The sequence below is a fragment of the Paenibacillus sp. oral taxon 786 str. D14 genome (assembly GCF_000159955.1).
Taxonomy (GTDB): Bacteria; Bacillota; Bacilli; order Paenibacillales; family Paenibacillaceae; genus Fontibacillus; species Fontibacillus phoenicis.
The window spans coordinates 622282-647909 of record NZ_GG695970.1; the positions used below are offsets into that span (position 1 = coordinate 622282).

Annotated in this window: 18 protein-coding genes and 3 pseudogenes; 16 read left to right on the forward strand and 5 right to left on the reverse strand. The window is 50.4% G+C overall.

What is annotated here, in order from left to right:
- The first annotated feature begins 327 nt into the window (after positions 1-327).
- From POTG_RS02910 to POTG_RS02930, 5 genes are all read left to right on the forward strand, one after another.
- A complete protein-coding gene (locus tag POTG_RS02910) occupies positions 328-3126 on the forward strand; it encodes a beta-galactosidase (protein ID WP_009223300.1) in 2799 nt (932 codons plus the stop codon).
- A gap of 64 nt (positions 3127-3190) precedes the next feature.
- Positions 3191-4114, forward strand: a complete 924-nt coding sequence (locus tag POTG_RS02915) for an ABC transporter permease (protein ID WP_036644015.1) — start codon at positions 3191-3193, stop codon at positions 4112-4114.
- Between the two features lie 12 nt (positions 4115-4126).
- Positions 4127-5038, forward strand: a complete 912-nt coding sequence (locus POTG_RS02920; protein ID WP_009223302.1) for a carbohydrate ABC transporter permease — start codon at positions 4127-4129, stop codon at positions 5036-5038.
- A gap of 39 nt (positions 5039-5077) precedes the next feature.
- Positions 5078-6682 (forward strand): DUF3502 domain-containing protein, encoded by a 1605-nt coding sequence (locus tag POTG_RS02925; RefSeq protein WP_009223303.1) that lies wholly within the window; start codon positions 5078-5080, stop codon positions 6680-6682.
- 190 nt (positions 6683-6872) lie between these two features.
- Positions 6873-8174, forward strand: coding sequence for an Nramp family divalent metal transporter (locus POTG_RS02930; protein ID WP_009223304.1), 1302 nt, complete (start codon positions 6873-6875; stop codon positions 8172-8174).
- 129 nt (positions 8175-8303) lie between these two features.
- Here POTG_RS02930 and POTG_RS02935 read toward each other — a convergent pair whose 3' ends face one another.
- The 4 genes from POTG_RS02935 to POTG_RS02950 all read right to left on the reverse strand — a co-directional run bounded on the left by POTG_RS02935 (position 8304) and on the right by POTG_RS02950 (position 11937).
- Positions 8304-8696, reverse strand: coding sequence for a hypothetical protein (locus POTG_RS02935; RefSeq protein WP_036643827.1), 393 nt, complete (start codon positions 8694-8696; stop codon positions 8304-8306).
- A gap of 85 nt (positions 8697-8781) precedes the next feature.
- Complete coding sequence (locus POTG_RS02940) at positions 8782-10248, reverse strand: 4-hydroxyphenylacetate 3-hydroxylase family protein (protein WP_009223306.1); 1467 nt, start codon at positions 10246-10248, stop codon at positions 8782-8784.
- Between the two features lie 129 nt (positions 10249-10377).
- Positions 10378-11028, reverse strand: coding sequence for a spore cortex-lytic enzyme (gene sleB / locus POTG_RS02945; protein ID WP_036643830.1), 651 nt, complete (start codon positions 11026-11028; stop codon positions 10378-10380).
- A gap of 417 nt (positions 11029-11445) precedes the next feature.
- Positions 11446-11937, reverse strand: a complete 492-nt coding sequence (locus tag POTG_RS02950) for a protein kinase domain-containing protein (RefSeq protein ID WP_083791397.1) — start codon at positions 11935-11937, stop codon at positions 11446-11448.
- Positions 11938-12057: 120 nt separating this feature from the next.
- Here POTG_RS02950 and POTG_RS02955 point away from each other — a divergent pair, with 120 nt between their 5' ends.
- From POTG_RS02955 to POTG_RS02990, 8 genes and pseudogenes are all read left to right on the forward strand, one after another.
- On the forward strand, positions 12058-14457 hold the full coding sequence (locus POTG_RS02955) for a polyprenyl synthetase family protein (protein WP_009223309.1): 2400 nt from the start codon (positions 12058-12060) through the stop codon (positions 14455-14457).
- A gap of 314 nt (positions 14458-14771) precedes the next feature.
- Positions 14772-16250 (forward strand): Lsa family ABC-F type ribosomal protection protein, encoded by a 1479-nt coding sequence (locus POTG_RS02960; protein ID WP_036643833.1) that lies wholly within the window; start codon positions 14772-14774, stop codon positions 16248-16250.
- Between the two features lie 171 nt (positions 16251-16421).
- Positions 16422-16820: pseudogene (locus POTG_RS02965) on the forward strand (iron chelate uptake ABC transporter family permease subunit); the annotation flags it as partial.
- Positions 16821-16830: 10 nt separating this feature from the next.
- Complete coding sequence (locus POTG_RS02970; protein WP_009223312.1) at positions 16831-17571, forward strand: ABC transporter ATP-binding protein; 741 nt, start codon at positions 16831-16833, stop codon at positions 17569-17571.
- Between the two features lie 16 nt (positions 17572-17587).
- Positions 17588-18673 carry an ABC transporter substrate-binding protein gene (locus POTG_RS02975; protein ID WP_009223313.1) on the forward strand — a complete coding sequence of 362 codons (1086 nt, stop codon included), beginning with the start codon at positions 17588-17590 and terminating at the stop codon, positions 18671-18673.
- A 467-nt stretch (positions 18674-19140) separates the two neighbouring features.
- Positions 19141-19641 (forward strand): hypothetical protein, encoded by a 501-nt coding sequence (locus POTG_RS02980; RefSeq protein WP_036643836.1) that lies wholly within the window; start codon positions 19141-19143, stop codon positions 19639-19641.
- Between the two features lie 126 nt (positions 19642-19767).
- Positions 19768-21462 (forward strand): M3 family oligoendopeptidase, encoded by a 1695-nt coding sequence (locus POTG_RS02985; RefSeq protein WP_009223315.1) that lies wholly within the window; start codon positions 19768-19770, stop codon positions 21460-21462.
- A gap of 103 nt (positions 21463-21565) precedes the next feature.
- Entirely contained in the window at positions 21566-22546 is a 981-nt protein-coding gene (locus tag POTG_RS02990; protein WP_009223316.1) for an aldo/keto reductase, read from the forward strand.
- A gap of 37 nt (positions 22547-22583) precedes the next feature.
- On the opposite strand, the pseudogene POTG_RS22960 reads toward POTG_RS02990, so the two are convergent.
- Positions 22584-22769: pseudogene (locus POTG_RS22960) on the reverse strand (EcsC family protein); the annotation flags it as partial.
- Between the two features lie 204 nt (positions 22770-22973).
- On the opposite strand from POTG_RS22960, the gene POTG_RS02995 reads away from it, so the two are divergent.
- The 3 genes and pseudogenes from POTG_RS02995 to POTG_RS03005 form a co-directional block, all read left to right on the forward strand.
- Positions 22974-23285, forward strand: a complete 312-nt coding sequence (locus POTG_RS02995) for a hypothetical protein (RefSeq protein WP_009223317.1) — start codon at positions 22974-22976, stop codon at positions 23283-23285.
- A gap of 162 nt (positions 23286-23447) precedes the next feature.
- Positions 23448-24191 (forward strand): cache domain-containing protein, encoded by a 744-nt coding sequence (locus tag POTG_RS03000; RefSeq protein ID WP_198136141.1) that lies wholly within the window; start codon positions 23448-23450, stop codon positions 24189-24191.
- Positions 24182-25627, forward strand: a pseudogene (locus POTG_RS03005) (alpha-glucuronidase); the annotation flags it as partial. The gene POTG_RS03000 and the pseudogene POTG_RS03005, both read left to right, overlap by 10 nt.
- Position 25628: the final 1 nt, after the last annotated feature.

The window sequence follows — 25628 nt, forward strand, 5'->3', positions numbered from 1 at the left end:
GCGTTAGGAGCTTCGGACCCGCTTCCGGCAAAAAGGGATTGACAACTTAAATCTGGCTGGGCTAGAATAACTGCAAGAAAGCCCTTACATTTTACTCGCAGGTAAATTCTTCTTTATTTCACCCTCCACAAACACAACGAAATTTTACTTCTTTCATCAACTCCGAAGAGAAGCATTCATCTGAACAACACTTGGCACAACAACTGAACATTTCGTTTGCTCCAAAGTGAAACCCGTTTCACTCTAATTTTATTGACCACAATGTAACGGGTTTCATGAAATGGGATTCATTAAAGTTTAATAATACAGACGTTAGGAGTGGTCGCTATGAGTACGCGTATCGAGTCCGAATCCGTTGTAAGTCTGTCTGGCCAGGCTGTCAACATCCATGGGGAGAGCGTGATTCTGCTTTGTGCTTCGCTCTTTTATTTCCGGATTCCCCCCGAGTTATGGCAGGAACGGCTCCAGCAGGTGAGAGAAGCAGGCTACAACTGCATCGATGTCTACTTCCCGTGGAATTTTCATGAGCTCCAGGAAGGAACCTGGGATTTCACCGGGATGCGGGATGCAGATACGTTTCTGCGACTCGCCAGTGAAGCGGGATTATGGGTGATCGCCCGCCCGGGACCATATATTTGCTCTGAATGGGACGGCGGCGGCTTGCCTGCCTATTTGTACGCCAAAGAGCCGGCTCTGCGGATTAGAGATAATGACCCTGCGTTCTTGCAGCATGTGGCCCGGTGGTATGCGCAGATCCTGCCGATCCTTCATCGTCATGAAGTCACGCGTGGGGGCAGCGTCATCTTCGTTCAGCTTGAAAATGAACTGGACTTCTATGACTGCTCCAACCCGGCAGGATATATGGCTGCGCTGCGAGACATGGCTGCAACGCATGGCTTATCCGTCCCGCTGATCGCTTGTGCCGGCCAAGGCGGCCTGGTGCAGGCGTCCGGGTTAACGGAAGGTATCGTGCCGACCTGCAACTTCTATCCGGATGACCGGGATCCCGATTTCGAGCGCAAGGTGCTGCATTATCGGGAGGTGCTTCACAGGCAGGGACTTCCGCTGCTCGTTACCGAGACGAACCGGAGCCATTACCTGCTGCGCAGATTGCTGTCAGCTGGAGCCAAGCTGCTGGGTCCTTATCTGCAGGTGTCTGGCACCAATTTCGGCTTCACCAATGCGATCAATAACTGGGGAAGGCCGCTGGCTTTCTTGACCTCGGATTATGATTTCGGAGGCATGATTTCGCCGGAAGGCCATCTCCGTGAAGAAGTGCAGGAAGCAAAGCTTCTCGCCAGGTTCATTCGTGCCTATGGCCGCGCGATTGCGGAATCTGAGCCGAATTCCGGGAGCAAATGGTCTGTTGCGGGCGAGAAGGAGGGAGTGTTTGGCCCGTATGCGCTGCGTTTGAAAGGCGGTGGAGAGCTGATTTTTGTGACCAACGGTGAGGATCGCTCCAAGCAAATCCACCTGCATAATGAGGAAGCCAGCCATGCTTCATCTACCGGGACATGGACCTTAGCTGCTTCAAGATCCTTGGCGCTGCCGGCAAAAGTGCCGCTAACGAACTGGGGAATTTCAGGACAGCTTGTTTCCTCTACGGCGGAGCTTTACATGGTGGAACAACAGATGGACGGAGTGGTTCTCGCGTTTCACAAGGAGGGGGACAACGGGGAGATTGCCTTAGCCGTCGAAGTTGCCCATGATCCGATTACCGAGGGGATGCAGGTCATCCATCGCGAAGGCCAGTTTATCTTGCAACTGTCTGGAGCAGAGACGGCGTTTTGTCGGTTTGAACTAAAGGAGGGGCGACGCTTTACGGTTATTGTCACAAGCCTTCTCAACGCGCTTCGGACCGAAACGATTCACCTGGATGGGACCGTGACCTTAACCGCAGATCAACCGGTCTCGAATGTCCCCGACCCTACGCCTGCACCCGATTGGCGGTTTGTTGGGAGGGAGGGATGGAAGGCGCCAATCCAGGCTGCGACGGTACAGACGAAGGGGGCGGAGGCAGAATTTTTGGAACGGCTCGGCGTTTACCGGGGATACGCCTGGTATGAGGCGGAGACAAATCTAGTCGCCGCTGAACATCGGCTGCATGGATTTCTGGTGCGTCAAGCGAGTGATGTTGTTTCGCTGTATGCTGACGGAGCGTACCTCGGCACTTTTACTCCCGGCGGAGCCAGCGTGTTTGTTCCGGTGAACGGATCGGATGTGAAGAAGCTTCAGGCGCGTGTGGAGATTTGGGGCCACAGCAATTTCGATGACATCCGGCTCCCAGCGCTTCGCTTGCCTTCTCTGAAAGGGATCAAAGGGATTACGGCCATCACCGCCGTACACAACATTACCTCGAACTGGCGCGTGCATCCGAAGGTCGACCGTTCGCGGCAAGGCACTCTTACAGAGATCGACGAAGCATTATGGCCGGTTGTTAGCTTCGGAAGCTGGCTGTCTGCGGATCATCTATCCCAGCATCTTTTCCGCAGAACGTTTATCCCTGGGGCTGGCGGGGATTCGTGGACGCTGCATTTTCGGAACCTTCAAGGGCATGCGCGGCTTTGGGTGAACGGAATCGATGCCGGTCCCATCCATCCGCTGGACCCCTTTATCGATTTGAAGCCGTATGTCACCCCAGGACAGGAGCTGCAGCTTGAGGTCTACCTGGAACGAACGATGGGGCAAAGCGCCGGACAAGTGCTGGTCTATGAAGGGGTTGAAGCATCGGCGTATACGATCAAGGCGGCGGAGGAAGCTCATTTGAAGGCTGCGGCGGAGCATGAAGTTGCTGCAATTCCGCTTGAATTGCCGCTGACGTTGACCTCAGGTGAGGCAGGATGGTTATTCGCTCCAATTCCGAACGCTGCACAAGGCAAAGGTTGGAGGGTCCGTGCCGCTGGCTCGGGATTAAAGCTTACGGTGTTTATGGAGGAGCGGATCGTCGGCAGGCTGTGGCTGCCAGGAGGTGCGGGAAGGCCGATGATGACTGGCGGCAGCGCGGACTCGTTTTATTTGCCGGGTCCATGGTTTCAGGCGGGGCAAGCGCAGCTGTCTATTTTTCTCGAGGCAGTGGATGAACAGGCTGCAGGCAGCTTAGAGAAGCTTGAGTTTATTTCCGTATAGAAGGGAGAGGCCTATGGAAATCACGACGCCAACAAAGGTACGCCAGCGGCCGCAGCTTCACCGGATGCGCCAGCAGGGGTGGTTCAAACGGTTTTGGAACAACAAAACGCTGTTGCTGATGTGTCTGCCGGCTATCATCTTCTTTATCATTTTCGCGTATTTGCCGATGCCCGGCTTGTATCTGGCTTTTATCAAGTACAACTACACGGATGGTATTTTTAAGAGTCCGTTCGTGGGGTTCGATAACTTTCGATTCCTTGTGATGACGGGGGATTTGTGGCGGCTGACTTTTAACACGGTGGTTTATAATCTGGCCTTCATCCTGCTGGGGAACGTCTTGCAAATTACCGTTGCGGTGTTCCTGAACGAACTTCGTCTCAAATGGTTTAAAAAGCTAACCCAAACCTTGATGTTCCTGCCGCACTTTATTTCGGCGGTCCTGATTGGTCTGATCGCTTACAACGTGCTGAGCTACGACTACGGTCTGCTCAACAGCATCCTGACTTCGCTGGGATTCGATCCGGTGAAGACGTATTCGAACGCCACGATCTGGCCGTTTATCATTGTGTTGACGTACTTATGGCAATCGACAGGGTATGGATCGATCGTATATTTCGCCGCCATTATGGGCCTGGATAACGAAATTGTCGAAGCGGCGGAAATCGACGGGGCCGGCGCATTCCAGCGCATTCGTTATATTGTGCTCCCTTGGCTGAAGCCCACCTTTATCATTTTGCTCCTGTTTTCGCTTGGCGGGATATTGCGCGGGAACTTCGGCTTATTCTTCAACCTGGTGGGAGCTAACAACACCGCGCTGTACGCGACGACGGATATCATCGAAACGTATGTGTTCCGCGCCCTCATGACCAACTTCAACTTCTCGATCGGGAGCGCCGTCAGCCTCTATCAATCCGTCTTTGGATTTGTGGTGGTTATCACCGCCAACTGGCTGGTCAAGAAGGTTTCGCCCGACAACTCATTATTTTAGGAGGTACAAGGCATGGATGACGCTCATGAAACGCGAAGCATCCGCACAGATCTAGGCGGCATTATCGTCAAAATCGTCGGCTACCTGTTTATCGGCTTCTTCGCCTTATGCTGTTTGCTGCCCTTCCTGCTGGTCCTTGGCACATCCTTTACGTCGGAAGCGGCGATTAAACGGTTTGGCTTCAATTTCTGGCCCCGGGAATTCAGCACCTTCGCTTACAAAATCGTCTTCGAAAATCCGGATCTCATCATTGGCTCCTATCTCGTGACCATCGGCATTACAATCTGCGGTACCGCACTGGGTTTGTTCTTGGTGGCGATGACGGGGTATGCGCTGCAACGGCCCGATTTTGCTTACCGGAATCGCATCTCTTTCTTTATCTACTTTACGACCTTGTTCAGTGGCGGGCTGGTTCCGTTTTACCTGCTGGTGACACAGTATTTGGGCCTGAAGGATAACTACTTGGCCGTCTTGCTGCCCGGTCTGCTTAGTCCATTCCTGATCATCATGATGAAAAGCTTCGTTCGCTCCATTCCCCACGCGATCACGGAATCTGCCAAAATCGACGGGGCCGGAGATTTCACCATCTTTATCCGCCTAATCTTACCTATGACTACACCAGCCTTGGCCACGATCGGCTTGTTTATCGCCCTGGGGTATTGGAATGAATGGTACAACTCCATGTTGTTCTTATCGCCGGACATGAAGTACCGCCCGCTGCAGCTGTTCCTGTATAACGTCATCACCAGCGCGGACTTCATCCGAAATTCGGCCGCGGCTTCGAACGTGGAGCTGCGCGATGTGCCGCTCGAATCGATGAAGATGGCGACGGCTATCGTGGCGACGGGCCCGGTGATTTTATTTTATCCGTTTGTGCAGCGCTATTTTATCAAAGGCATCACGGTTGGCGCTGTCAAAGGCTAAGGCTTCACAATTTCAAATAGATGAAGGAGGTTTGTGTGAATGGTTCGATGGAAGAAGGCGTCAATTTGGGTCATGGTGAGCCTGCTGGTGTTGCTGCTGGCGTCCTGCGGCGGCGGCTCAAACAACAAAGGGGCGGGCAGCGATGCGGCAAACAATGGGGTGAATTCGGTGAACACCGGTCAAGAGACGGACACGGGAATCGACACATCCAAGTTCGTGAAGATCAGTTATCTCGTTTTGGGGGATAAGCCAAAGAACGGTCAGTTCGAAAAGGTGCTTGCAGAAGTCAACAAAATCATGAAGGAAAAAATCAACGCCGAGCTGGAATGGAAATGGATCGAATGGGCGGATTGGCAGACCAAATACAATCTGGCGTTAGCCTCTGGGGAACCGATTGATCTGATTACGATCGGAACCGACTGGCTCGACACCTGGGGGAATGCGCAGCGCGGCGCCTTCATGAATCTGGATGAACTCCTGCCGAAATACGCGCCGGAAACGTGGAAATCTATCCCGGAAGAGGATTGGGAAGAAAGTAAATACAACGGCAAAATCGTCCTGATTCCGGAGAACGATTACACGCAGTGGGTCAATCACGGTTTCTTCTACCGCGGCGATTGGGCGAAGGAGGCCGGGATTACCGAACCGATCAAGGATTGGGAGGGCATCGAGAAATACTTGCAGTACATTAAGGACAACAAACCGGATGTGATTCCGTGGGACGCAGCGTCAGGCACGCAAACCTGGGGTGGATTTGTTCAATCGTATACGGATGAGCTGGAGCTTCCAATTTCGACCGGTTTCTTGCCCGTATTTACGGCTAAATCCTATGAAGAGCGATTTACTGCTGTAAGTCCAATCTTCGAGGACGTGTTCTTGGATTATGCCACGATGATGAAAAGATGGGCGGATCAAGGCTTCTGGCGTGAAGACGCCCTGAATAACAAGAACAACAACCGCGATGCGCTGAAAGCCGGCTTGTCGGGGCTTGATCAGCATCATACACAGACGTTCTCTGGACTTCGCGTCGAAATGGATAAAGCACAACCTGGTTCGGAGCTGCAAATGTTCCCATTCTCCCGGACGCGCGGCACCAACCTTATGGAGCTGTCGATTACTCATGGCGGTACATCTGTAGGGGCGCACAGCAAAAACCCGGAACGCGCGCTGATGGCCTATGATCTGATTCGCAATAATGAAGAGATTTATCATCTGATCAACTATGGGATCGAAGGCGTACAATACGTGATCAAAGATGGCAAACGTGCACGTCCTGAAGGTTATGATGACGCAAGAGACGGCTTTTATTCAGATTTCTGGGGCGGCCGTGTCGACAAGTTTGAAATTCCCAGCGAAACGACCTGGGATCAGATCGAAGAGACGTTGTATGCGGAATACGATAAGATCAAGAAGCCATATGTATACGGTCGCTTCGTATTTGATAAAACGCCGGTAGAAGCTGAATTGACCGCGATCTCGCAGGTAACCGGAGAGCTTGGTCCGGCCATCGTGATGGGGAAAGCCGGAGACCCGGCGAAGGCGGTTGAAGAGTTCCGCAACAAGCTGAAGCAGGCCGGATACGATAAAGTGTTGGCCGAGCTGCAAAAGCAGTTGGACGCTTATAAAGTTCAGATCGGTGAATAATCGTTATACGGAAAAACAGAACGGACCCGCGAATCGCGGGTCTGTTTTTTTGTGAGAGATTGCAATTTCGCAAGAAAATGGATTTACATTTTTCAAAATGAGGCATATACTAAAACTATAAAGTTGCACTGAGGAAACTTTAATGGATATAGACAACTTTAGTGGGCGCAAGCGCAAGGGAGGGATTCTCATGATGGAACAAAGTATTGCGCAACAAACGACTCCAGTCACATCCAATGGATTGGATCATAAAACGTCCGCACATGCCGCATTGGACGGCAGAACGAAAGGTCTGAAACGGCTTCTTCCGTTTCTTGGACCTGCGTTTATCGCTGCGGTTGCTTATATCGATCCCGGTAATTTTGCAACGAACATCACCGCAGGATCGAAGTACGGGTATCTATTGTTATGGGTGATTTTCGCTTCGAATTTGATGGCGGTGCTGATTCAGTCGTTATCGGCGAAACTAGGGATCGCCACTGGCAAGAATTTGCCCGAGGTTGCTCACGATCGATTTCCGAAGGGCGTGTCGATCTTCCTGTGGATTCAGAGCGAGTTGGTCATTATCGCTACGGATCTGGCCGAATTTATCGGGGCGGCGTTAGGGCTCTATCTGCTGTTTGGCATTCCGATGCTGCCCGCTGCCGTGATCACCGCGATTGGCTCCTTTGCGATCTTGGAGCTGCAGCGTCGGGGATATCGCGCACTGGAGGCGGGAATCGCCGCGATGGTGCTGATCGTTGTTTTGGCCTTTGCCTTTCAAGTGATTGCGGCGAATCCGGATTTTGCTGCCGTTGGCGCAGGCTTAGTGACTCCTCGCTTTGACGGAGTGGACAGCGTCCTGCTGGCTGCGGGTATCTTAGGGGCCACCGTAATGCCTCACGCGATTTATCTGCACTCCTCGTTAACACAAAACCGGATTGTGGGACGCAATGAGGCCGAGAAGAAGAAAATTTTTAAACTGGAATTCATCGATATCGTGTTGGCGATGTTGATTGCCGGGGCCGTGAATATGGCGATGGTCGTTGTCTCCGCAGGGCTGCTCTTCAAAAATGGTCTAGTGGTTGAAGATCTGGACGTCGCCTTCCAACAATTCGGAACGATCGCCGGACCGTTCACCGCCATTTCTTTCGGACTGGGACTGCTGATTGCCGGCCTCTCGAGTTCTTCGGTGGGTACGATGGCCGGGGATGTGGTGATGCAGGGGTTCATCAACAAACGAATTAACCTGTACGTGCGGCGGGCGATTACCACCATTCCGCCGCTGGCGATCATCGTGTCGGGCGTGAACCCGACGAATGCCCTGGTCATGAGCCAAGTGGTGTTGTCGTTTGGGATTGCCTTTGCCTTGATTCCTTTGATCTTGTTCACCTCGAACCGCAAAATTATGGGCGGCCTCGTGAATCATCGGGTGACCACAAAGCTGGGGTGGATGATCTCCGCTTTGGTCGTTAGCTTGAACCTGTTCCTGGTCGTTCAAATGCTCTGGTGAGGTACGTAACAATGAGGACTTCCATTTCCGCGTTGGTGCGGGATGGAGGTCCTTTTTTCAAGTGGACAAGCTAGGGAAAAGCAAAAGCGAAAGAGAGCCGTTTGTGGGCTATCTCCTTCGCTGTCTGCATTAGAAGCACGTGAATGAGCGAATCCGATTCAAATCGATGCCGAAGTATCCCCAGAAGAAACCAAACCACCGGAATCCGGCAATCGAATTCCGCCCGACGAATACCGGGAAGAACCAGAATTGCTCCCCATTGTTCAGCCAAACGTAGGTGTTGCGGAACAAGCAACGTCTAATTCCGCCCGGATCGATGGCAAACGTGCCGACTTGCATTTGCGGTACAAATTGTGGTGGTGGAGAGGTTGGCGGCTGAACGCCTCCCGGTGCTCCTCCCGGAGTACCTGGGAATCCTCCAGGACCTCCCCCTGGAAAACCACCTGGAAATCCTGGACCACCAGGTACGCCAGGCCCTCCCGGAAATCCTCCGCCGGGTCCCGGCGATGGAAAAAATCCCATATGTGATCGCTCCCTTCAATGTATAGGCACAATCATCATATGCAAATGCGGAGAGGGCGGTTGGGCGAATGCCATGGAAATTGTTTTATTTTTCGTGCTTCTCACTCAGGCCAAGAAACTGGTAAATTCGCGACTTGTATTGCTCCAGGCTTTCGTAGCAGCCATACATGCGGCTTGCGATCGTCTTCCCATTCCCAAAGAAGAAGCGTTCAAACTGGTTTTGTCTGCCGCCAAACGCGCTGCCGCCCAGCTCCCAGGCCAGCCTGAAGAGGGCGATGCGATCTTTTGCCAGACTGGATATTCCCTGCAAATAGGTATCGAGGTAAGCTTGGTTTTCCGAATTGAAGTCTGCCCCAAACGGGTTCATGATCAGTTGGCTGGCGCTAATCGTACGGATCATCTTCAGCGCTTCCTCATGCAGATCGGGAAACTGGATACCCGCGGCGGTCAGCGGTGCCAGCGCTGGAACATAGTAACCGGATGCGGTGAAGGTTCCGCCGGTCTCGGCCGCCATACGCAATGCTTTCAGGTTCTCCAGCATTGCCATGATTTTGGCGATTGAATGAAGGAACGAGGGCTCGCCATCCGCATTCTGCTCCATGGCCAACGCTTGCAGCAGCCCTAGGAAAAATTCAGTCTTCACAATGTACCGCGTGAGGATCTGGTGACCGGCGTATGCATGGAAGTGCCCTTCATGAAACAACCGATCGCACAAATCCTCTTCGCCGAAGAAAAATACCCGATCCCGCGGAACGAGAACCCGATCAAAGATCACCATCGTGTCCATTTCCTCAAACCGGCTGGAGAGGGGGTGATCATAACTTGAATCAAACGCGTGGCTCTCTCGGCAAATAAAGGTCATTCCCTCCAAATCATTTGGTACCGCAAAAGCGAATGCGCTGGGATTCACCTTCCCGTCTCCCAACATAAAGGAAGGCGTGGGGAGGACGAGGATTTCCTCGCAGGTGGGTCCCTGGGTCGCCATCAGAAAAGCACCGCTTACGACAAGACCCTCAGGAAGGATCTCTACCACCTTGGCGGCCAGGGATTCATCATGATCAACCGGTCCGGACATTTTGCTGATCATCGGCTGAACAAAGGCATGGGATAACGTGATGTCATTTTCCCGACAATACTCGTAATACGTACGCAGATTCTGTCCATACTCCGGCGCGACAGCCTCCATCATGGAGGCAGCGGTATAAAAAGACATCAACGCGGTGTTCATATAGTCGGGGGAACGGCCGAGAAATCCATGATGCAAACCGGCCCAAATCTCGGACATCCTCCTTCTGCGAACTAACTCTTCGGGAGTGGTCGGCGGCAAAAATGAAAGGCCAACGCGCTCCTCGGTGGTCGGTGACACATACGTCATGACGTCCCGCAGGTCATCCTCGCATTGCTTATCGTACATCGCGGCCTGCGTCCGGATCAGACCTCGAAAGGCAGGGTGCTCGGATAACGGAACGTTAACGCGTTCGCCGTTGTACCATAACCGGATGCGCTTGCGGTTGATCCGTTCGATGTACTGTTTTCCGTTTTTAATGGGCATCGTCTTCTTTGTCCCCTTTACTTGTAATAAGTGCAGTTTTTATATATAGTGCAGGGGCATTTAGGAATGTGCTTCTTAAAAGAACAGGATCTTGCGAAATTCGCAAGACCCTGTTTCAGCTCTGATTCATTAACTAGTGAAGATGTGGTTGCCGATTTGAAGCTTCTGCGGACGCGACCAAATCCATTTGCTTGTCGCTGTTTTTGGATTGAAATAATAAAGCGAACCGTAGGACGGATCCCAACCTCTGACCGCATCCAGTGCAGCTAGATAAGCCGTGCGGTCCGGTGTAAGCCAAATTTGTCCGTCATCGACCGCAGTAAAGGCGCCCGGTTGAAACACGACACCGTTGATTGTATCAGGGAATAAAGACGATTGAATCCGATTCATGACGACGGCACCCACCGCCACTTGTCCGGTATACGGCTCACCTCGAGCTTCACTATAAATCACTCGGGCCAACAGATCCATTTCGCTTTGATTTAGCGAATATTTTCTCAGCGCCGCCCAAGTCTGGGGGCCAGCCACACCGTCAACCTGAAGCCCGTAACGCGACTGGAACGTACGCACGGCTTGTTGCGTTTTTGTCCCGTAATATCCGGTAAGTTGTTCATTGAAGATGCCCAGCGCCTTCAGTCGGTATTGAAGATCCCAGACATCCCCGCTCGTGGAGCCCAGCTTCAGCGTCCCGGAGGCTGCCTGCGTTGGCGCTGCTCCGCCCAACAGGCCTACCGAGAGCACGATCACAAAGAGTAAAAGGAATCCTCGGAATTTGTTCATTTTGGGTGACCTCCTTTCCCTACAACATTGTAGGGAAGACTGTAGAGCGGGACAACCTACAACTTTTGGCATTCAGCGGGAAGTCAGGGAAGGGGTGAGAAAAAAATCCCCCTCAAAGGTTGAGGGGGAGACAGGTTTCCGGCTAACTGGAGCTATGTCTTCTCGATTTGTAATAACCGGATCCCATGTAGCCGTGGCGGTGCTTGTAGTCGGAGGAGGAGCGTCCCATCATCGGCCGAGTGTACCCGTGGCTGCTGCTGTAGCGCTTACCGTAATGTCTAGCCGAGCTGCCGTAATGCCTTCGATGGCTATGCGTAGCGGAATGAAGTAATTTATTCTCGCCTGGGACAGAAAGACTCCCAAATCCTCCATGGCATCTAAAGCGTCCGAATAGGGCTTCCGCAGTTGGAGCAGCCGTTAGATGATTTCAATCAGGGAGGGGGAGAGGGTCAACTCTTCCTGCCAGCTTAGCTCCTTGGCGTTCGTGGCGGAATGGGGTGATTCAAAAGTAGAGTAGAGCAAAATGCAACAGGATGTTTGGAATACGCAAATCAAGATGAACGAATCCTTGCTGATGGATGGGACCAGCTCGAGCAGCTGCAGGGTGATTTGGGCACTATCCACTTCGCCATACCGTTGTCCTTGCTCAAAGATCAAATCCTCCAGCGTTGTTCCTTCTACCATGGACATAATCAAAAAGGGATGGCGGCCGATCATCATCCATTCTTTAAAAGCGGGGAGCTGCGGGTGATTCAAGGATTGCAGGATACTTGCTTCTCTCTCCAACAGCTGCCGGGCCAATGAGCCTTTGCTGGGTCTGGCTTGCTTCAAGACAACAGGCCGATTCTCAAACTGATCAAGGCCGAGATAGGTGATCCCGTAGCTGCCCTCGCCCCCTACTTCCAGGATTCCTAGACTTAAGTCTAGGTTGGATACAGACTATTGCACGTTTTTGACGTTCTGTCGTTTATACTATTATAAAAGATAATGGTCTTGGAAGAAGACAAAAATAAGCCGAGGGATGCAACGATGACGATAATGAAGGCGAACACGGAACAAGCGGATAGGTGGTATCAACGGGCCGAAAGCAAAGCCGCACGTTACTTGGACTTGTTGCAGGAACAGCTCCGCTCGAAGAGCTACGTGTCCAGACTGCTCGATGATTTCATATGGTGGAAAAAAAAGCACCTTCCACGTCAGAAATTGCTCCCGATCTGGCGACGCGGCGCCAAACCGCCCGATTCATCGGAGGGTTCCCGGTTTCTCGCATGGCTGGCCCGTGCAGGGAAGCTGGACGATTATTTGGAGCGGAGCGTTTCCTATATGTATCTGCGGGATCTCGGTCAGGATTTGTCCGATCCCCGAACCCGTGCCAAGATCCAACGCATGGCAGGCGGGTTGAAGAAGTCTCTCGTCTCACCGGATGAAGCAACGGTCGGAACGGGAATCATGGAAGAGATGATCAGCTTAGCTTCCGTCTATCGCTGGGCTCAGCGAGAGGGCGTGGAGGAAGCGGTGATTTGGGTGATGGAGCGGTTAAAGGGCGTTAGGTCCCATCTCCCGCCAGAAATGAATGCCGAGGAAGCCGAGCGCAAGCTCATCAAAATCATCTTGGGCGTCGTGATGCACGTCATGGACGAAATGGAGGGCCACAAAGGCTCTGCGGAGCGTTCCCGCCGGCTCGGAGAGGCAATCAAACTGGGATATTATTACGGGCTGACCTACCCGTTTATTGATGACCTGCTGGATTCCGGAGCCTTAAATGCCGAAGAGCAGGAACAATATTCCCGTATGATTCGCTTGACGATCCGAACGGGTATTGTACCCGAGCTTGGGGAGTGGAGCGGCCGCCATCAAGAGCTGGTTCGATATATCCATACTGAGCTTCGGGAAGCGTATGAATTTATCCGCGGTTATCAGAATCCGGGTACGCAGGACGTATTTTTCGAGCAATCGTATATCTTTTTTGAATCCCAGGACGCCGATCGCTGCAAAACATTACATGATGCGCATTATACCAATGAAGAGTTATACCTGCCCATTATTTTAAAATCCGCCTCGTCGCGGCTGATCGTTCGTTCCGTGATTTCTGCTCCCCAGGATGAGGGGTTTGACCAGCGTGTATTCTATTACGGCCTCTACAATCAGCTGGCTGACGACTTTGCGGACATGGCCGCAGACCTTGATGCAGGAGCGGTCACGCCTTATACGTATTATTTGACCTACCGGCATGAACGACCGGATTTGATCAATCCGTTTGAATTGTATTGGGCGGTCATTTCGCATTTGATCCACCATGTCTACCGTTCGGAGCCCCAAACCCGTGAAATCATTTTAGCGCGTGCCATCAATGGACTCAAACGATATCAAAGACGGGTTGGAGTAGAGCGGTTTCATGAAGTCTTGGCGATTTTTTCGATCGGTCATCCGGAGCTGGAGGATCTGATTCAGCTTCTGGTTCGTCGTGCGGCGGATGTAGATTTCTACGACAAATGGCTGCGGGACCAGTTGCTAATGGCGTTGCGAGCGAATCGGCAAGAGCAAGAAGCATTTGTTGAGCTTGTCCAAACCGCTCGAAAGCATGTAGATGCGATATTGCCAATTACAAGCACAGCATCGTCTTTGATTACGGAAGATCCCCTCCTGGTGGATACGGCCAATTACAGTCTGGAAGGCAGCGGGAAGCGGCTCCGCCCGATCTTAGCATGGGTGATGGGCGTGCAGGTATACGGACTGGATCCGGCTGCGTTATCCCCTTTGTTCCGGGCGCTCGAATACATGCATACCGCCTCTCTGATCTTTGATGACTTACCGTCTCAAGACAATTCTCCATCCCGCCGTGGCAAGCCAACGCTGCATGAAGTGCATAACAGCGCCATTGCCGAGCTTACGGGAATTTTCCTGATCCAGAAGGCGGTGGAAGAGCAGGCATCTTTGAAAGGCTTCGACAACGAGTCCGTGCTGGCGCTGCTGCAATACTTATCCCGGAAGGCCGGGGAGATCTGCATGGGGCAAGCGATGGACTTAAACGCCAAAGGCAAGGTGTTAACCGTAGAGGAGCTCGACCGGATTTGCTTCTACAAGACGGGAATTGCGTTTGAAGCCTGTTTGGTAGCACCGGCGATTTTGGCTCGGGCTAACGAGACGGAAATCGCCGTTCTGAAGAATTTTGCTTATCACACTGGCATCGCTTTTCAAATCAAAGACGATCTGCTGGATGGGGAAGGGGATCCGCGTTTACTCGGCAAACCAACGGGGAAGGACATTGAAAACGGCAGTTCCACCTATGTGACTGTACTGGGGACGGCTGAGGCAAACAAAGCGATGTGGGAGCATTATTGCCTGGCGATGGAAGCGCTCATGGAGCTCCCGAAACCTCCGGTTTTTCTTAAACACTTACTGCACTACATCATTAACCGGGAAACTTGAGCATGTCATCCTAAGATCGATTTGAATTGCTGTGGTGTGCCTTGCACTCATGTCAGCAGTATGTTAGAATACGACTATCTTAAATGAGGGAGCTGAAACGGATGGATATTTCTTGCTAAGAAGATGGAACCGTAATGCGAGCTTGAATCGCATGGTTTATTTCTTATGCAAGAAAGATACTTCATCCTTTCACTCCAATCGTATATATTCTAAATCCATCCCCGCCGGCAGGGTTGGATTTGTTGTATATTTTTGGGCTGCAGGAAAGGTATCTTTCTTGCAGCCCATTTTTTTATGCAGGAGGGATGTTGTTCATGTCATTAATTCATGTGAACCATCTAACGTTTGCCTATGAAGGCAGTTACGATAACATTTTCGAGGATGTGAGCTTTCGCATCGATACCGATTGGAGGCTGGGCTTTACCGGCCGGAACGGACGGGGGAAGACGACCTTCCTGAATTTGCTGCTCGGCAAATACGAATACAGCGGGCAAATTTCCTCGGATGTCAGCTTCGATTACTTCCCGTTTGAGGTCAAGCATCCGGAGAAGAATACGCTGGATGTTGTAGAGGAAATTGTTCCGGTCTATGAGTTGTGGGAGCTCATGCGTGAGCTTTCTTTACTGCAGGTGTCCGATGATGTGCTGTACCGTCCTTTCGAGTCTTTGTCGAACGGGGAGCAGACCAAGGTAATGCTTGCCGCCTTATTTCTGAAAGAGAATCACTTCCTGCTGATCGATGAACCAACGAACCATTTGGACATGGAAGCCAGAGAGCTCGTGGGTGATTATTTAAACCGCAAGAACGGGTTTATCCTGGTTTCTCATGATCGCGCCTTTTTGGATCGCTGCGTGGATCACATCCTGTCCATCAACAAGACAAACATTGAGATTCAGAAGGGCAATTTCTCCGATTGGTGGGAAAATAAAAGGCGCCAGGACAACTATGAGTTAGCCGAAAACGAAAGGCTGCAGAAAGACATTAAACGCCTGTCGGAAGCGGCAAAGCGGACGAGCAACTGGTCGCATAAGGTGGAAAGTACGAAAAACGGCACACGAAATTCCGGCTCCAAAGTGGATAAGGGCTACATCGGTCATAAAGCGGCCAAGATGATGCAGCGCTCCAAATCGATCGAGCAACGACAACAGAACGCGATCGAGGAAAAGTCGAAGCTGCTCAAGAACATTGAAGCCTCAGAAAGCTTAAAAATCGCCCAGCTGCCTTACCATAAAACGCAGCTTGCCGAATTTGACCGCGTTTCGATCCACTACGGCGAGAAGCAGGTGTGCCGCGATATCAGCTTTACGATCGAACTAGGCGACCGGATCGTGCTGATGGGCCGTAACGGCTCGGGAAAGTCAAGCATTCTGAAGCTGCTTTGCGGGGAGGATATCCGCTATACCGGCACGGTACGTCAAGGGAGCCAATTGAAAATCTCTTATGTGTCTCAGCAAACCTCTTGGCTGCATGGGAATTTAACCGATTTTGCCAGAGAGCATGACATTGATGAAAGTTTGTTTAAAGCGATTTTGCGGAAATTGGATTTCTCCAGATTGCAGTTTGAGAAGGATATCGCGGATTACAGCGGGGGCCAGAAGAAAAAGGTGCTTATCGCGAAAAGCCTCTGCGAAAAAGCGCATTTGCTGGTATGGGACGAACCGCTGAATTTCATTGACGTGATCTCGCGTATGCAGATCGAAGATTTGCTGCTAACCTATGAGCCTACGATATTGTTTGTTGAGCATGATCGCGAGTTTTGCGAGCGGATTGCGACCAAACAGGTACAACTATAACATACTTTCAACCGCGTTCATCGCGGTTTTTTTATTTAAAAAATTTTCAAATTTCGGATTGTAATTTTATGAACAATGTCTTATTATCATATCTATGATAATGATTCTCATTATCATGATCATCGTTTTATGGGAGGTGAAATTCTGAATACTACAGCCGCGAATCAAAAAATGGGGAGTCTCTATTACCTCTTAATCCTCCTATTAATCGTACTGATTGGGGTATCCGCGGTTTATTCCGTATCCATTGGTCAAGTCCATATTCCATTTAAACAAGCGATAACCATTATGCTGAACTTCTTGTCACACGGTCGATGGGGGTCGCTGGAGCATATCGATAACCAATCCTACCTGAACATTATTCTGCAAGTTAGGATGCCTCGTGTCATCTTTGCTCTTCTTATCGGCATGGGACTCGCATTGTGCGGAGCCGTCATGCAGGCCGTGGTGCAAAACCCGCTCGCGGATCCATACATACTTGGCATCTCGTCCGGCGCTTCGCTTGGAGCCACCTTCGCCATACTGATCGGGTTCGGAAGCGGTGCGCTATTGTCCCAGTTCGGCGTAGCTTGCGAAACACTTGGAGATCAAGATCGGAAAAAGAGAAATCGTCAAAAATGTTTCGATCCACGTCAAAAACAAGCAGTTTGTTGGACTGATCGGCCCCAATGGATGCGGAAAATCGACGTTGCTAAAAAGCATCTACAAGAGCTTGGTCCCGCAGAACGGCACCGTTTTTCTGAATGATATGGATGTATTAAAAACTTCAGAAAAAAAGGTGTCGCAACAATTAGGCGTGGTCGGTCAATTTAATGAGATGCATTTTGATCTAACGGTGCAACAAATGGTGATGTTGGGCCGGACACCCCACAAAAAATTGCTGGAGTCCGATAAGCAAGAGGATTACGAAATCGTAGAGGAAGCCTTAAGAAGAACGAATCTGCTCGAATACAAAAACCGCAGTTATTTGTCTTTGTCCGGGGGCGAGAAGCAGAGGGTTATTTTAGCGAGAACCATTGCCCAACAGCCCAAGTTCATGATTTTGGATGAACCTACGAATCACTTGGATATTCGTTATCAGCTAGAGATCTTAACCTGTGTGAAGTCGCTGCAGATCGGTGTGTTGGCAGCGCTTCACGACTTGGAAATGGCCGCCCATTATTGCGATTACCTATATGCGATCAAGGACGGCGAGGTTTATGCACACGGAAGACCGGAAGAAGTTCTGACACCGGAAGTTATCGAGTCACTTTATCACATCAAATGCCAGACATATATCAATCCGATTACGAACGGATTAAGCTTCGCATATGGAATTTAGAAGGGGAGAACGAAGGATGAAGAAGAAAATATGGCTTGCCTTAAGTTTAACATTCCTGCTGACATTAACGGCTTGCGGAGGGGCAAACACGAGCACAAGCACAAGCAGCGGCTCGGCGTCAGCGCAAAATCAAACTGAAAATCAAACTCAAAACCAAGCTCAAAATCAAGAAGCAGCTACCAGCCAGTATCCCGTAACGATCGTTAACTACGCGAAAGCGGAAGGCGGTACGGTGTGGGAAGAGAAAGAGCAAGTCTTCGACAAAGCGCCTGAACAGATCATGGCAAATACAAGACCAGCCGCTGAATTGCTGTTGCATTTAGGGTTAGGCGATAAAATTGTTGGGGTCGGAGCAAACTTCGGTGCACCGGATCCATCGGTGGAAGAGGAATACAACAAACTGAACATTTTGAGCGATGGATACGTTGGGAAGGAAGTTACCCTTGGAACGGATCCGGATCTGGTCTTTGGGCGCGGCGGTTTATTTGAGAACGCCGATTGGGGTGTCGGCACCGTTGACGTATTAAATGATATGGGCATTAAAACTTATGTTTTAGAGTCTTCGATTACCGGAGGAACCTATGAATCAGTCTACAAGGATATCGAGAATTTAGGGAACATCTTTAATGTGCAAGATAAGGCAAATGAATTTATTCAAGAATTAAAAGCAAGACAAGAAGTCATTAGCTCCAAACTGGCGGGCATTACCGAAGAAAAAACCTTCGCTTTATTATTTATGAGCGATCCAAATGAAGTCAGCGTCTATGCCGCCCATGCTGAAACCTTCTTTAACGATGCGTTCCATATGGTGAAGCTTAAGAATGTCTTCGAAAATAATACCAGCGACGAGGTAAGTGTGGAATCGCTGATCGGGGCCGACCCGGACGTCCTGATCGTCCCGGATTGGAGAACCTATGACGGATCGGATCCCAACACGCTCAAAGAAGCGCTTTATAACAATCCGAAATTATCCAGCATGAAGGCGATCAAGAACAAACAGATCTACGCGGTCGACTACAACTATATGTTTGGCTATGGCTACAACACGATTGATGGGATGGAGCAGTTGGCGAAAGAAATGTATCCGTATTTGTTTAAATAAACGGTGGGATATAAAAAAACAAGGCAAACCGCAAAAGCGGATTGCCTTGTTTTTTGTTAAGTATTGTAGCTTTCTACGTCTCGACGTTATCTAACTGCGCAGCTTTGGCAGCTTGTTTGACATGCATTGTTTTCATAACGAATCGAGCGATCGGTTGGGCGAGCAACATTTCGATCCAGAAAGCGATGCAGAAGTTTTTAGGCCAATGATAAAAGAACTCCTGGATTGGATCTACACTGATATGACGCTGTACAACCCAAGATTCAATGACCCCTATATGATGACGACAAAGAAAGCTATTGGGTGCTTCCCGGCTATATGAAAGGAATCGAGGAGGGCGGTGGAATCCCTCGAAGGGAGAATAGGGGAGCGTCATCAGTCTCAAACCGCTTTTTTCAGGCTAAGGATGCAAGCTGGGCAGATGAGGCATATACATATAGTTAAGTTCATCGGAAAGGGGTGGCTCCATGAGATTTACGGTGCAATATATCCCTCTTAACAAGCTTAGACCCGGCATCTCTGTTCAACTTACCCAGCGAATCAAGTCGCTTCGAAAGGCCGCGCAGGATTGCATGCATCTGATGGTTGTCCGCAAAAGCCGGAAGCACGGAGGATACATCATCGTTAGCGGAAATCACCATTACGAATTTTTGAGAAAGCATACGAAAAATACAGTGGCTCCATGCTTGGTGGACCAAGGTAAAACCTCCGAGCGCGTAGAATCGTTGATCCATTATTTTCGCAAACCCAATTTGCCCTATGAAGTCCCGCGTGTTCAACGGGATCGGACATCCGCGAGCAGCTGGTCCATCATCCGTAAATTTTTGCGACAAGAGCCTCGGTTCAGGCAATTATCCCGTACACAGCAGCTGAAGGTACTTCGGCTTGCAATCCAATACCGGAAAACGACCATCCAATCGATGAAAGCCAAGGTCGACGGTTACCTTCGAACCAAGAAAACTGGATAAACCTACCGTGGTGTGCACAGCTAACAAATCGTGTCGTGATTGCGATCCCGAAAGAGGATTTAGTATAATGTTCGTATCCTTTCTAATTCCAAATTTATCTAATCTTTGAAAAGGCAGGTGTATGCCATGAAATTTAGCGAATACCGATATGAACGGCCCGATGTCCAAGCTTTCCAACAGAGATTTAAGGAGCTTCTTCAGGCATTTACAAGTGCGGATTCTTATGAAGAGCAAGACCGGATCATGCGGGAAATCAATCAACTTAGAAGCGGCTTCGATACAATGCAGGAGATCGCCAGCGTCCGGCATACGATCAATACAAACGACGAGTTTTATAAAGCGGAACAGGACTTCTATGATGAAGTGGGCCCGGTTGTGCAGGAATCGATTACAGACTACTACCGGGCTTTAGTTCATTCGAAATTCCGCGGCCAGCTGGAGAAAAAATGGGGACATCAGCTGTTCCGGCTTGCCGAGCTGTCGTTAAAGACGTTTAGCCCGGACGTCATCGAGGATCTGCAGCGGGAAAACAAACTGACCACGGAATACGCCAAGCTGATCGCCTCCGCAAAAATTCCGTTTGAAGGCGAGGAACGCAACTTGTCCCAGCTCATACCGTTCCAGCAATCGACGGATCGGGGGGTTCGCAAGCGTGCGGCCGAAGCGGCGTACGGTTTTTTGGCCGAGCATGAAGATGAGCTTGACCGGATCTATGACGAGTTGGTCCAAGTGCGGACCAAGATCGCCAAGAAGCTTGGATTCCGCAACTTCGTGGAGCTCGGTTATGCCCGCCTGTCGCGGACGGATTACGATGCCGAGAAGGTAGCGAACTTCCGAAGCCAGGTTCTCAAGCATATTGTGCCTGTGACCACGAAGCTGAAGGAGCGGCAAAAGCAGCGGATCGGCGTGGACCAGCTGCTGTACTATGATGAGAGCTTTGCTTTCAAATCCGGAAACGCGGTACCGAAAGGCGATTCCGACTGGGTTGTGAAGAACGGGGCGAAGATGTATCGCGAGCTGTCTCGGGAAACGAATGAATTCTTCACCTTCATGACGGAAAATGGATTGATGGATCTCGTGTCCAAACAAGGTAAACAGGCTGGCGGGTACTGTACCTTTATCAGCGATTACAAGGCGCCGTTTATTTTCTCAAATTTCAACGGGACGTCCGGCGATATCGATGTGCTGACACATGAAGCAGGGCATGCATTTCAAATGTATGAAAGCCGGGGCTACGAGGTGCCGGAGTATCAATTCCCGACGCTGGAAGCCTGTGAAATTCATTCGATGAGCATGGAATTTTTCACCTGGCCTTGGATGGATTTGTTCTTTGAAGAACAGGCCGATAAATACCGCTTTGATCACTTAGCTAGTGCAGTCATCTTCATTCCTTACGGCGTGGCGGTGGATGAATTCCAGCATTACGTCTATGAGCATCCGGAGGCGACGCCGGCGGAACGCAAGCAAGCTTGGCGGGAGATTGAACGCAAGTATGTGCCTTACCGGAACTATGCGGATAACGCCTATTTGGAACGGGGCGGGTACTGGCACAAACAGGGGCATATCTTCAATTCGCCGTTTTATTATATCGATTATACCTTGGCACAGATTTGCGCGTTTCAGTTCTGGAAGAAGATGCATGAAGACCGCGAAGCGGCGTGGGCCGACTACTTGCGCTTATGCCAGCAAGGCGGCAGCCAATCCTTCACGGAGCTGGTCCAAACGTCCGGCTTGATTTCACCGTTTGAAGACGGCTGCGTCACTTCGGTGATCGGAAGCATCGAAGCGTGGCTGGACGGGGTGGACGACACCGTACTCTAAAGCGCATCCGAATTAGACGTTTGCAAGAGATTTGAATTGCGGACGTCTTTTTCTTTGAGAGATAATAAAGAGGATCAGACTTCATCGCATGGAGGAATGAACGATGGATTATGTGAAGCTAGGGAATACCGGATTGGACGTCTCGCGAATTTGCCTCGGCTGCATGAGCTTTGGCGAAGTGGTACCAGGATGGCATTCCTGGGTGCTGAATGAGGATAAGGCCCGCCCAATCATTCAAAGAGCGCTTGAGCTGGGCATCAACTTCTTTGATACAGCCAACGTCTATGCAGCCGGGACCAGCGAAGCGATCACGGGACGAATTCTTAAAGAGATCGCGAACCGGGACGAAATCGTGCTTGCAACCAAGGTGTGGGGACGCATGCATCCCGGTCCCAACGGAGCCGGATTATCGCGGAAAGCGATATTGAGCGAAATTGACAAGAGCCTGAAGCGGCTGGGGACCGATTACGTGGACCTTTATATCATCCATCGTTGGGATTACAACACGCCTATCGAGGAAACGATGGAGGCGCTGCACGACGTGGTGAAAGCGGGGAAAGCCCGGTATATAGGTGCTTCTGCAATGTACGCCTGGCAATTCCAGAAGGCCCAGTATGTCGCTGAGAAGAACGGATGGACCCGGTTTGTTTCCATGCAAAACCACTACAACTTGATTTATCGGGAAGAGGAGAGGGAGATGCTGCCGCTCTGCAAAGACCAAAACATCGCCGTAACGCCTTATAGCCCGCTCGCTTCCGGCCGCTTGATTCGCGATGCATCGGTCACCACCCATCGCTCGGAAACCGATGCGATTCAAAAATCCAAGTACGATCCCACCGCAGCGGCGGATCGTTTTATTATCGAGCGTGTGGCAGAAGTGGCGGAGAAACGCGGTGTTCCTCGCGTACATATCGCGCTGGCTTGGCTGTTGCAGAAGGAACAGGTCGCAGCACCCATCGTGGGCGCTACAAAACTATCGCATCTGGAAGATGCAGTTGGGGCGTTATCGGTCAAACTCAGCGCGGAGGAAATGGCCTATCTTGAAGAACCATACGTACCGCATCCAGTGGTAGGGGCGGAGTGAGGGTTAACTCGTCTGATCATTTAGTTTACGCAAGCGATACGCGTTCGGAAAACACCTTCGTGTCATACCCGTAGACATGGGCCAATTCGAACAGAAACTTCATTTTAATCGCAATGAATGCCGGAAAATCCACCGCATTCAACACAAGACCGCCAGCTCCGGTTCCTGCGCCTTCGGCAACCGCGATTTTTTGATAAAGGCGAAGGAGTTTGTTCGCTTCTTGAGTGTTTGTCAGATTTGCTCATCTGTTTTGGCTGCCGGGCTTATCCTTTCTCCTTTTGCAGGAGGCATCTTGCCGGTGACATCAAAATAGAGATAAAAAAAGTGTGAACAAATCTTAAGAAATGAAAGAAAGAGATAATTTATTTTTTCCCTCTGTCGATATAATTCATATAATAAATATTTTGTGGAGAGGGAATTAAGTAAAATGGCAGAGCACAAGGGACAAGACAATGAAATCACGTCAAAGGATAAATATTCCACAACCCTAGAAATCACCTCATTATCTGGGGAGCGAACCTTCCGACAGATCTCCTTCTTTAAAGAAGTCGGACAAGCTCCAAATATGGGAGACTTTATCCAACTCATTAAAACAGAGCTTGGGGAAGAAGTCGAAATCGAAACTTTACAACCCTATTGGGTGTTTAAAACCGTTCTCGGGCATCCCACGAATATCAAGAATATTCGAGTCGTAAGAACGATGAAGGATAACACTTTTCAAAAGGTGACTTTGCTTTGAGATAATGTGATGATTTATAACCCGTGCGTGCACGGGTTATTTTGTTTTTATAGCCCAAAAACAAGAGCCCTTAAAAATGAGGAGTCAAACATAAGAAATCGAAAGTATCGGTATAATTCAGGCACTTTTATAATGAAATTGGAAGCCGAAGGTGAGAAGTTCATGAACTCTATTTTGCAACCGATTACAGCACGCCTGCGCAACCTGCGCCTGGTCCACAAATTGTTTATCGGCTATATCCTGCTGATCTGTATTCCGTTTGCCGTATTTGGATTGATCTTTTATAGACAAATGTACAATAATCAGCTGGATCACTTGAAAAGCGGCAAATCACAGATGTTAGAGCAGGCATACCGAAATTTGGAGGTTGATCTGACGAAAATCGAAGCGATGTATGCTCTTTTTCAAAACAACACCAGCCTGACGGAGTATTTGGGAGGATTCAGCGCAACCGATTGGGCGGAGGCGTACAGGTACAAGCGGGAGATCAGTCCCACCTTTTCCTTTGCCTACATTTCCAATCAGCTTATCGACAAAATCACCATGTATAAAGCGAATCCAGATCTTCCGATTCTATCCCCTGAAGTTCAGGATATCGCCAGATTTACGGATTCACCGCAGGCTGCAGACGTCCAGCGGCTTGCTCCTAACAAGGGGCTTTGGGCATACGAGAAGTCGGATTCGCCAAACGTGCTGCCCGCGATCCGTTATTTTCACAAGATGTACAATAACAGCTACACTCGTTCCATCGGCATCTTGCAAATCTCGTTAAACGACGGACTTTTTAAACAGTTCTTCGATGCCCAGCAGAGCCCGGAAGACGCATCGAAGATCGTTGTGGATGACAGCGGGAATCTGCTGTATGAAGAGCCGGATAACAAGCTGAATGAGCGGGAAACAATGTGAATGTGCATGAGCGTGAATCATGGTTAATCAAGCAGCCAATGTTAGCCGAGGTGGCGAGAATTGCGGACATCTTTCGGAAATATGGGATCACCACCTTTCTCAGCATCAACTTCGCCAGTCCGATCGTAGTGGGACATCTGCCAACCGCCGACCCGCTAGACGAGGATGTGATCGCATGGTGGAAAAAGGCAGCCGATGACATTTACGAGGTCATTCCCGATTTCGGTGGTTTTCTGGTCAAAGCCGATTCTGAGTCCCGCCCTGGTCCGTTCACCTATGGCCGGAATCACGTCGACGGAGCCAATATGCTGGCCGAAGCGCTGAAGCCGTATGGCGGCCTGGTCATTTGGCGCTGCTTCGTCTATAACTGCTTCCAGGATTGGCGAGACCGTACAACCGACCGGGCCAAAGCAGCGTATGACCATTTTAAGCCGCTGGACGGACAGTTTGAGGACAACGTGATTTTGCAGATCAAAAACGGTCCGATGGACTTTCAGGTTCGAGAGCCGGTATCGCCGCTGTTTGGTGCCATGCCGGATACTAACCAGATGCTGGAGCTGCAAATTACCCAGGAATATACGGGTCAAGCCAGACATGTCTGTTATTTGGTTCCGCAATGGAAGGAAGTCTTTGCGTTTGATACGTATGCCCAAGGGGAAGGCTCCGAAGTCGCCAAAATCGTATCCGGTTCGCTTTATGGACGGAAGTTAGGTGGTGTGGCGGCGGTTTCCAATATCGGCGAAGATTGGAATTGGACAGGGCATGTATTGGCTCAGGCCAATTTATACGGGTATGGGCGATTGATTTGGGATCCCAGCCTGTCCGCAGAGCAGATCGCTCGAGAATGGATTGCTTTAACGTTTGGCAACGGGTTTAAAATGACGGAAGTCATACTAAACATCTTGATGAACTCGTGGCAAACCTATGAACAATATACAGCCCCGCTTGGCGTAGGATGGATGGTGAACCCCAATCACCATTACGGACCTAATGTAGATGGATATGAATACTCCAGGTGGGGGACGTATCATTTTGCAGATCGGAACGGCATTGGCGTGGACCGCACCGTGAAGTCGGGCACGGGCTATACCGCCCAATATCATGAGCCGAATGTGAGCCGCTATGAATCGCTGGACACGTGCCCGGATGAACTGCTTTTATTTTTTCACCATGCCCCTTATACTCACAAGCTGCATTCCGGCAAAACGGTGATTCAGCATATCTATGACACCCATTTCGCCGGTGCTGAGCAGGCGCAAAACTTCCTTGATGCATGGTTGACGCTGGAAGGGCAGATGGATGAAGAGGCGTTTGAGAACGGACGAAGTCGTCTTCTAGAACAAGCGGAACATGCCCGGGAGTGGCGGGATCAGATTAATACGTATTTTTATCGTAAATCCGGAATTCCGGATGAGCAGGGGCGAGCGATTTATTAGT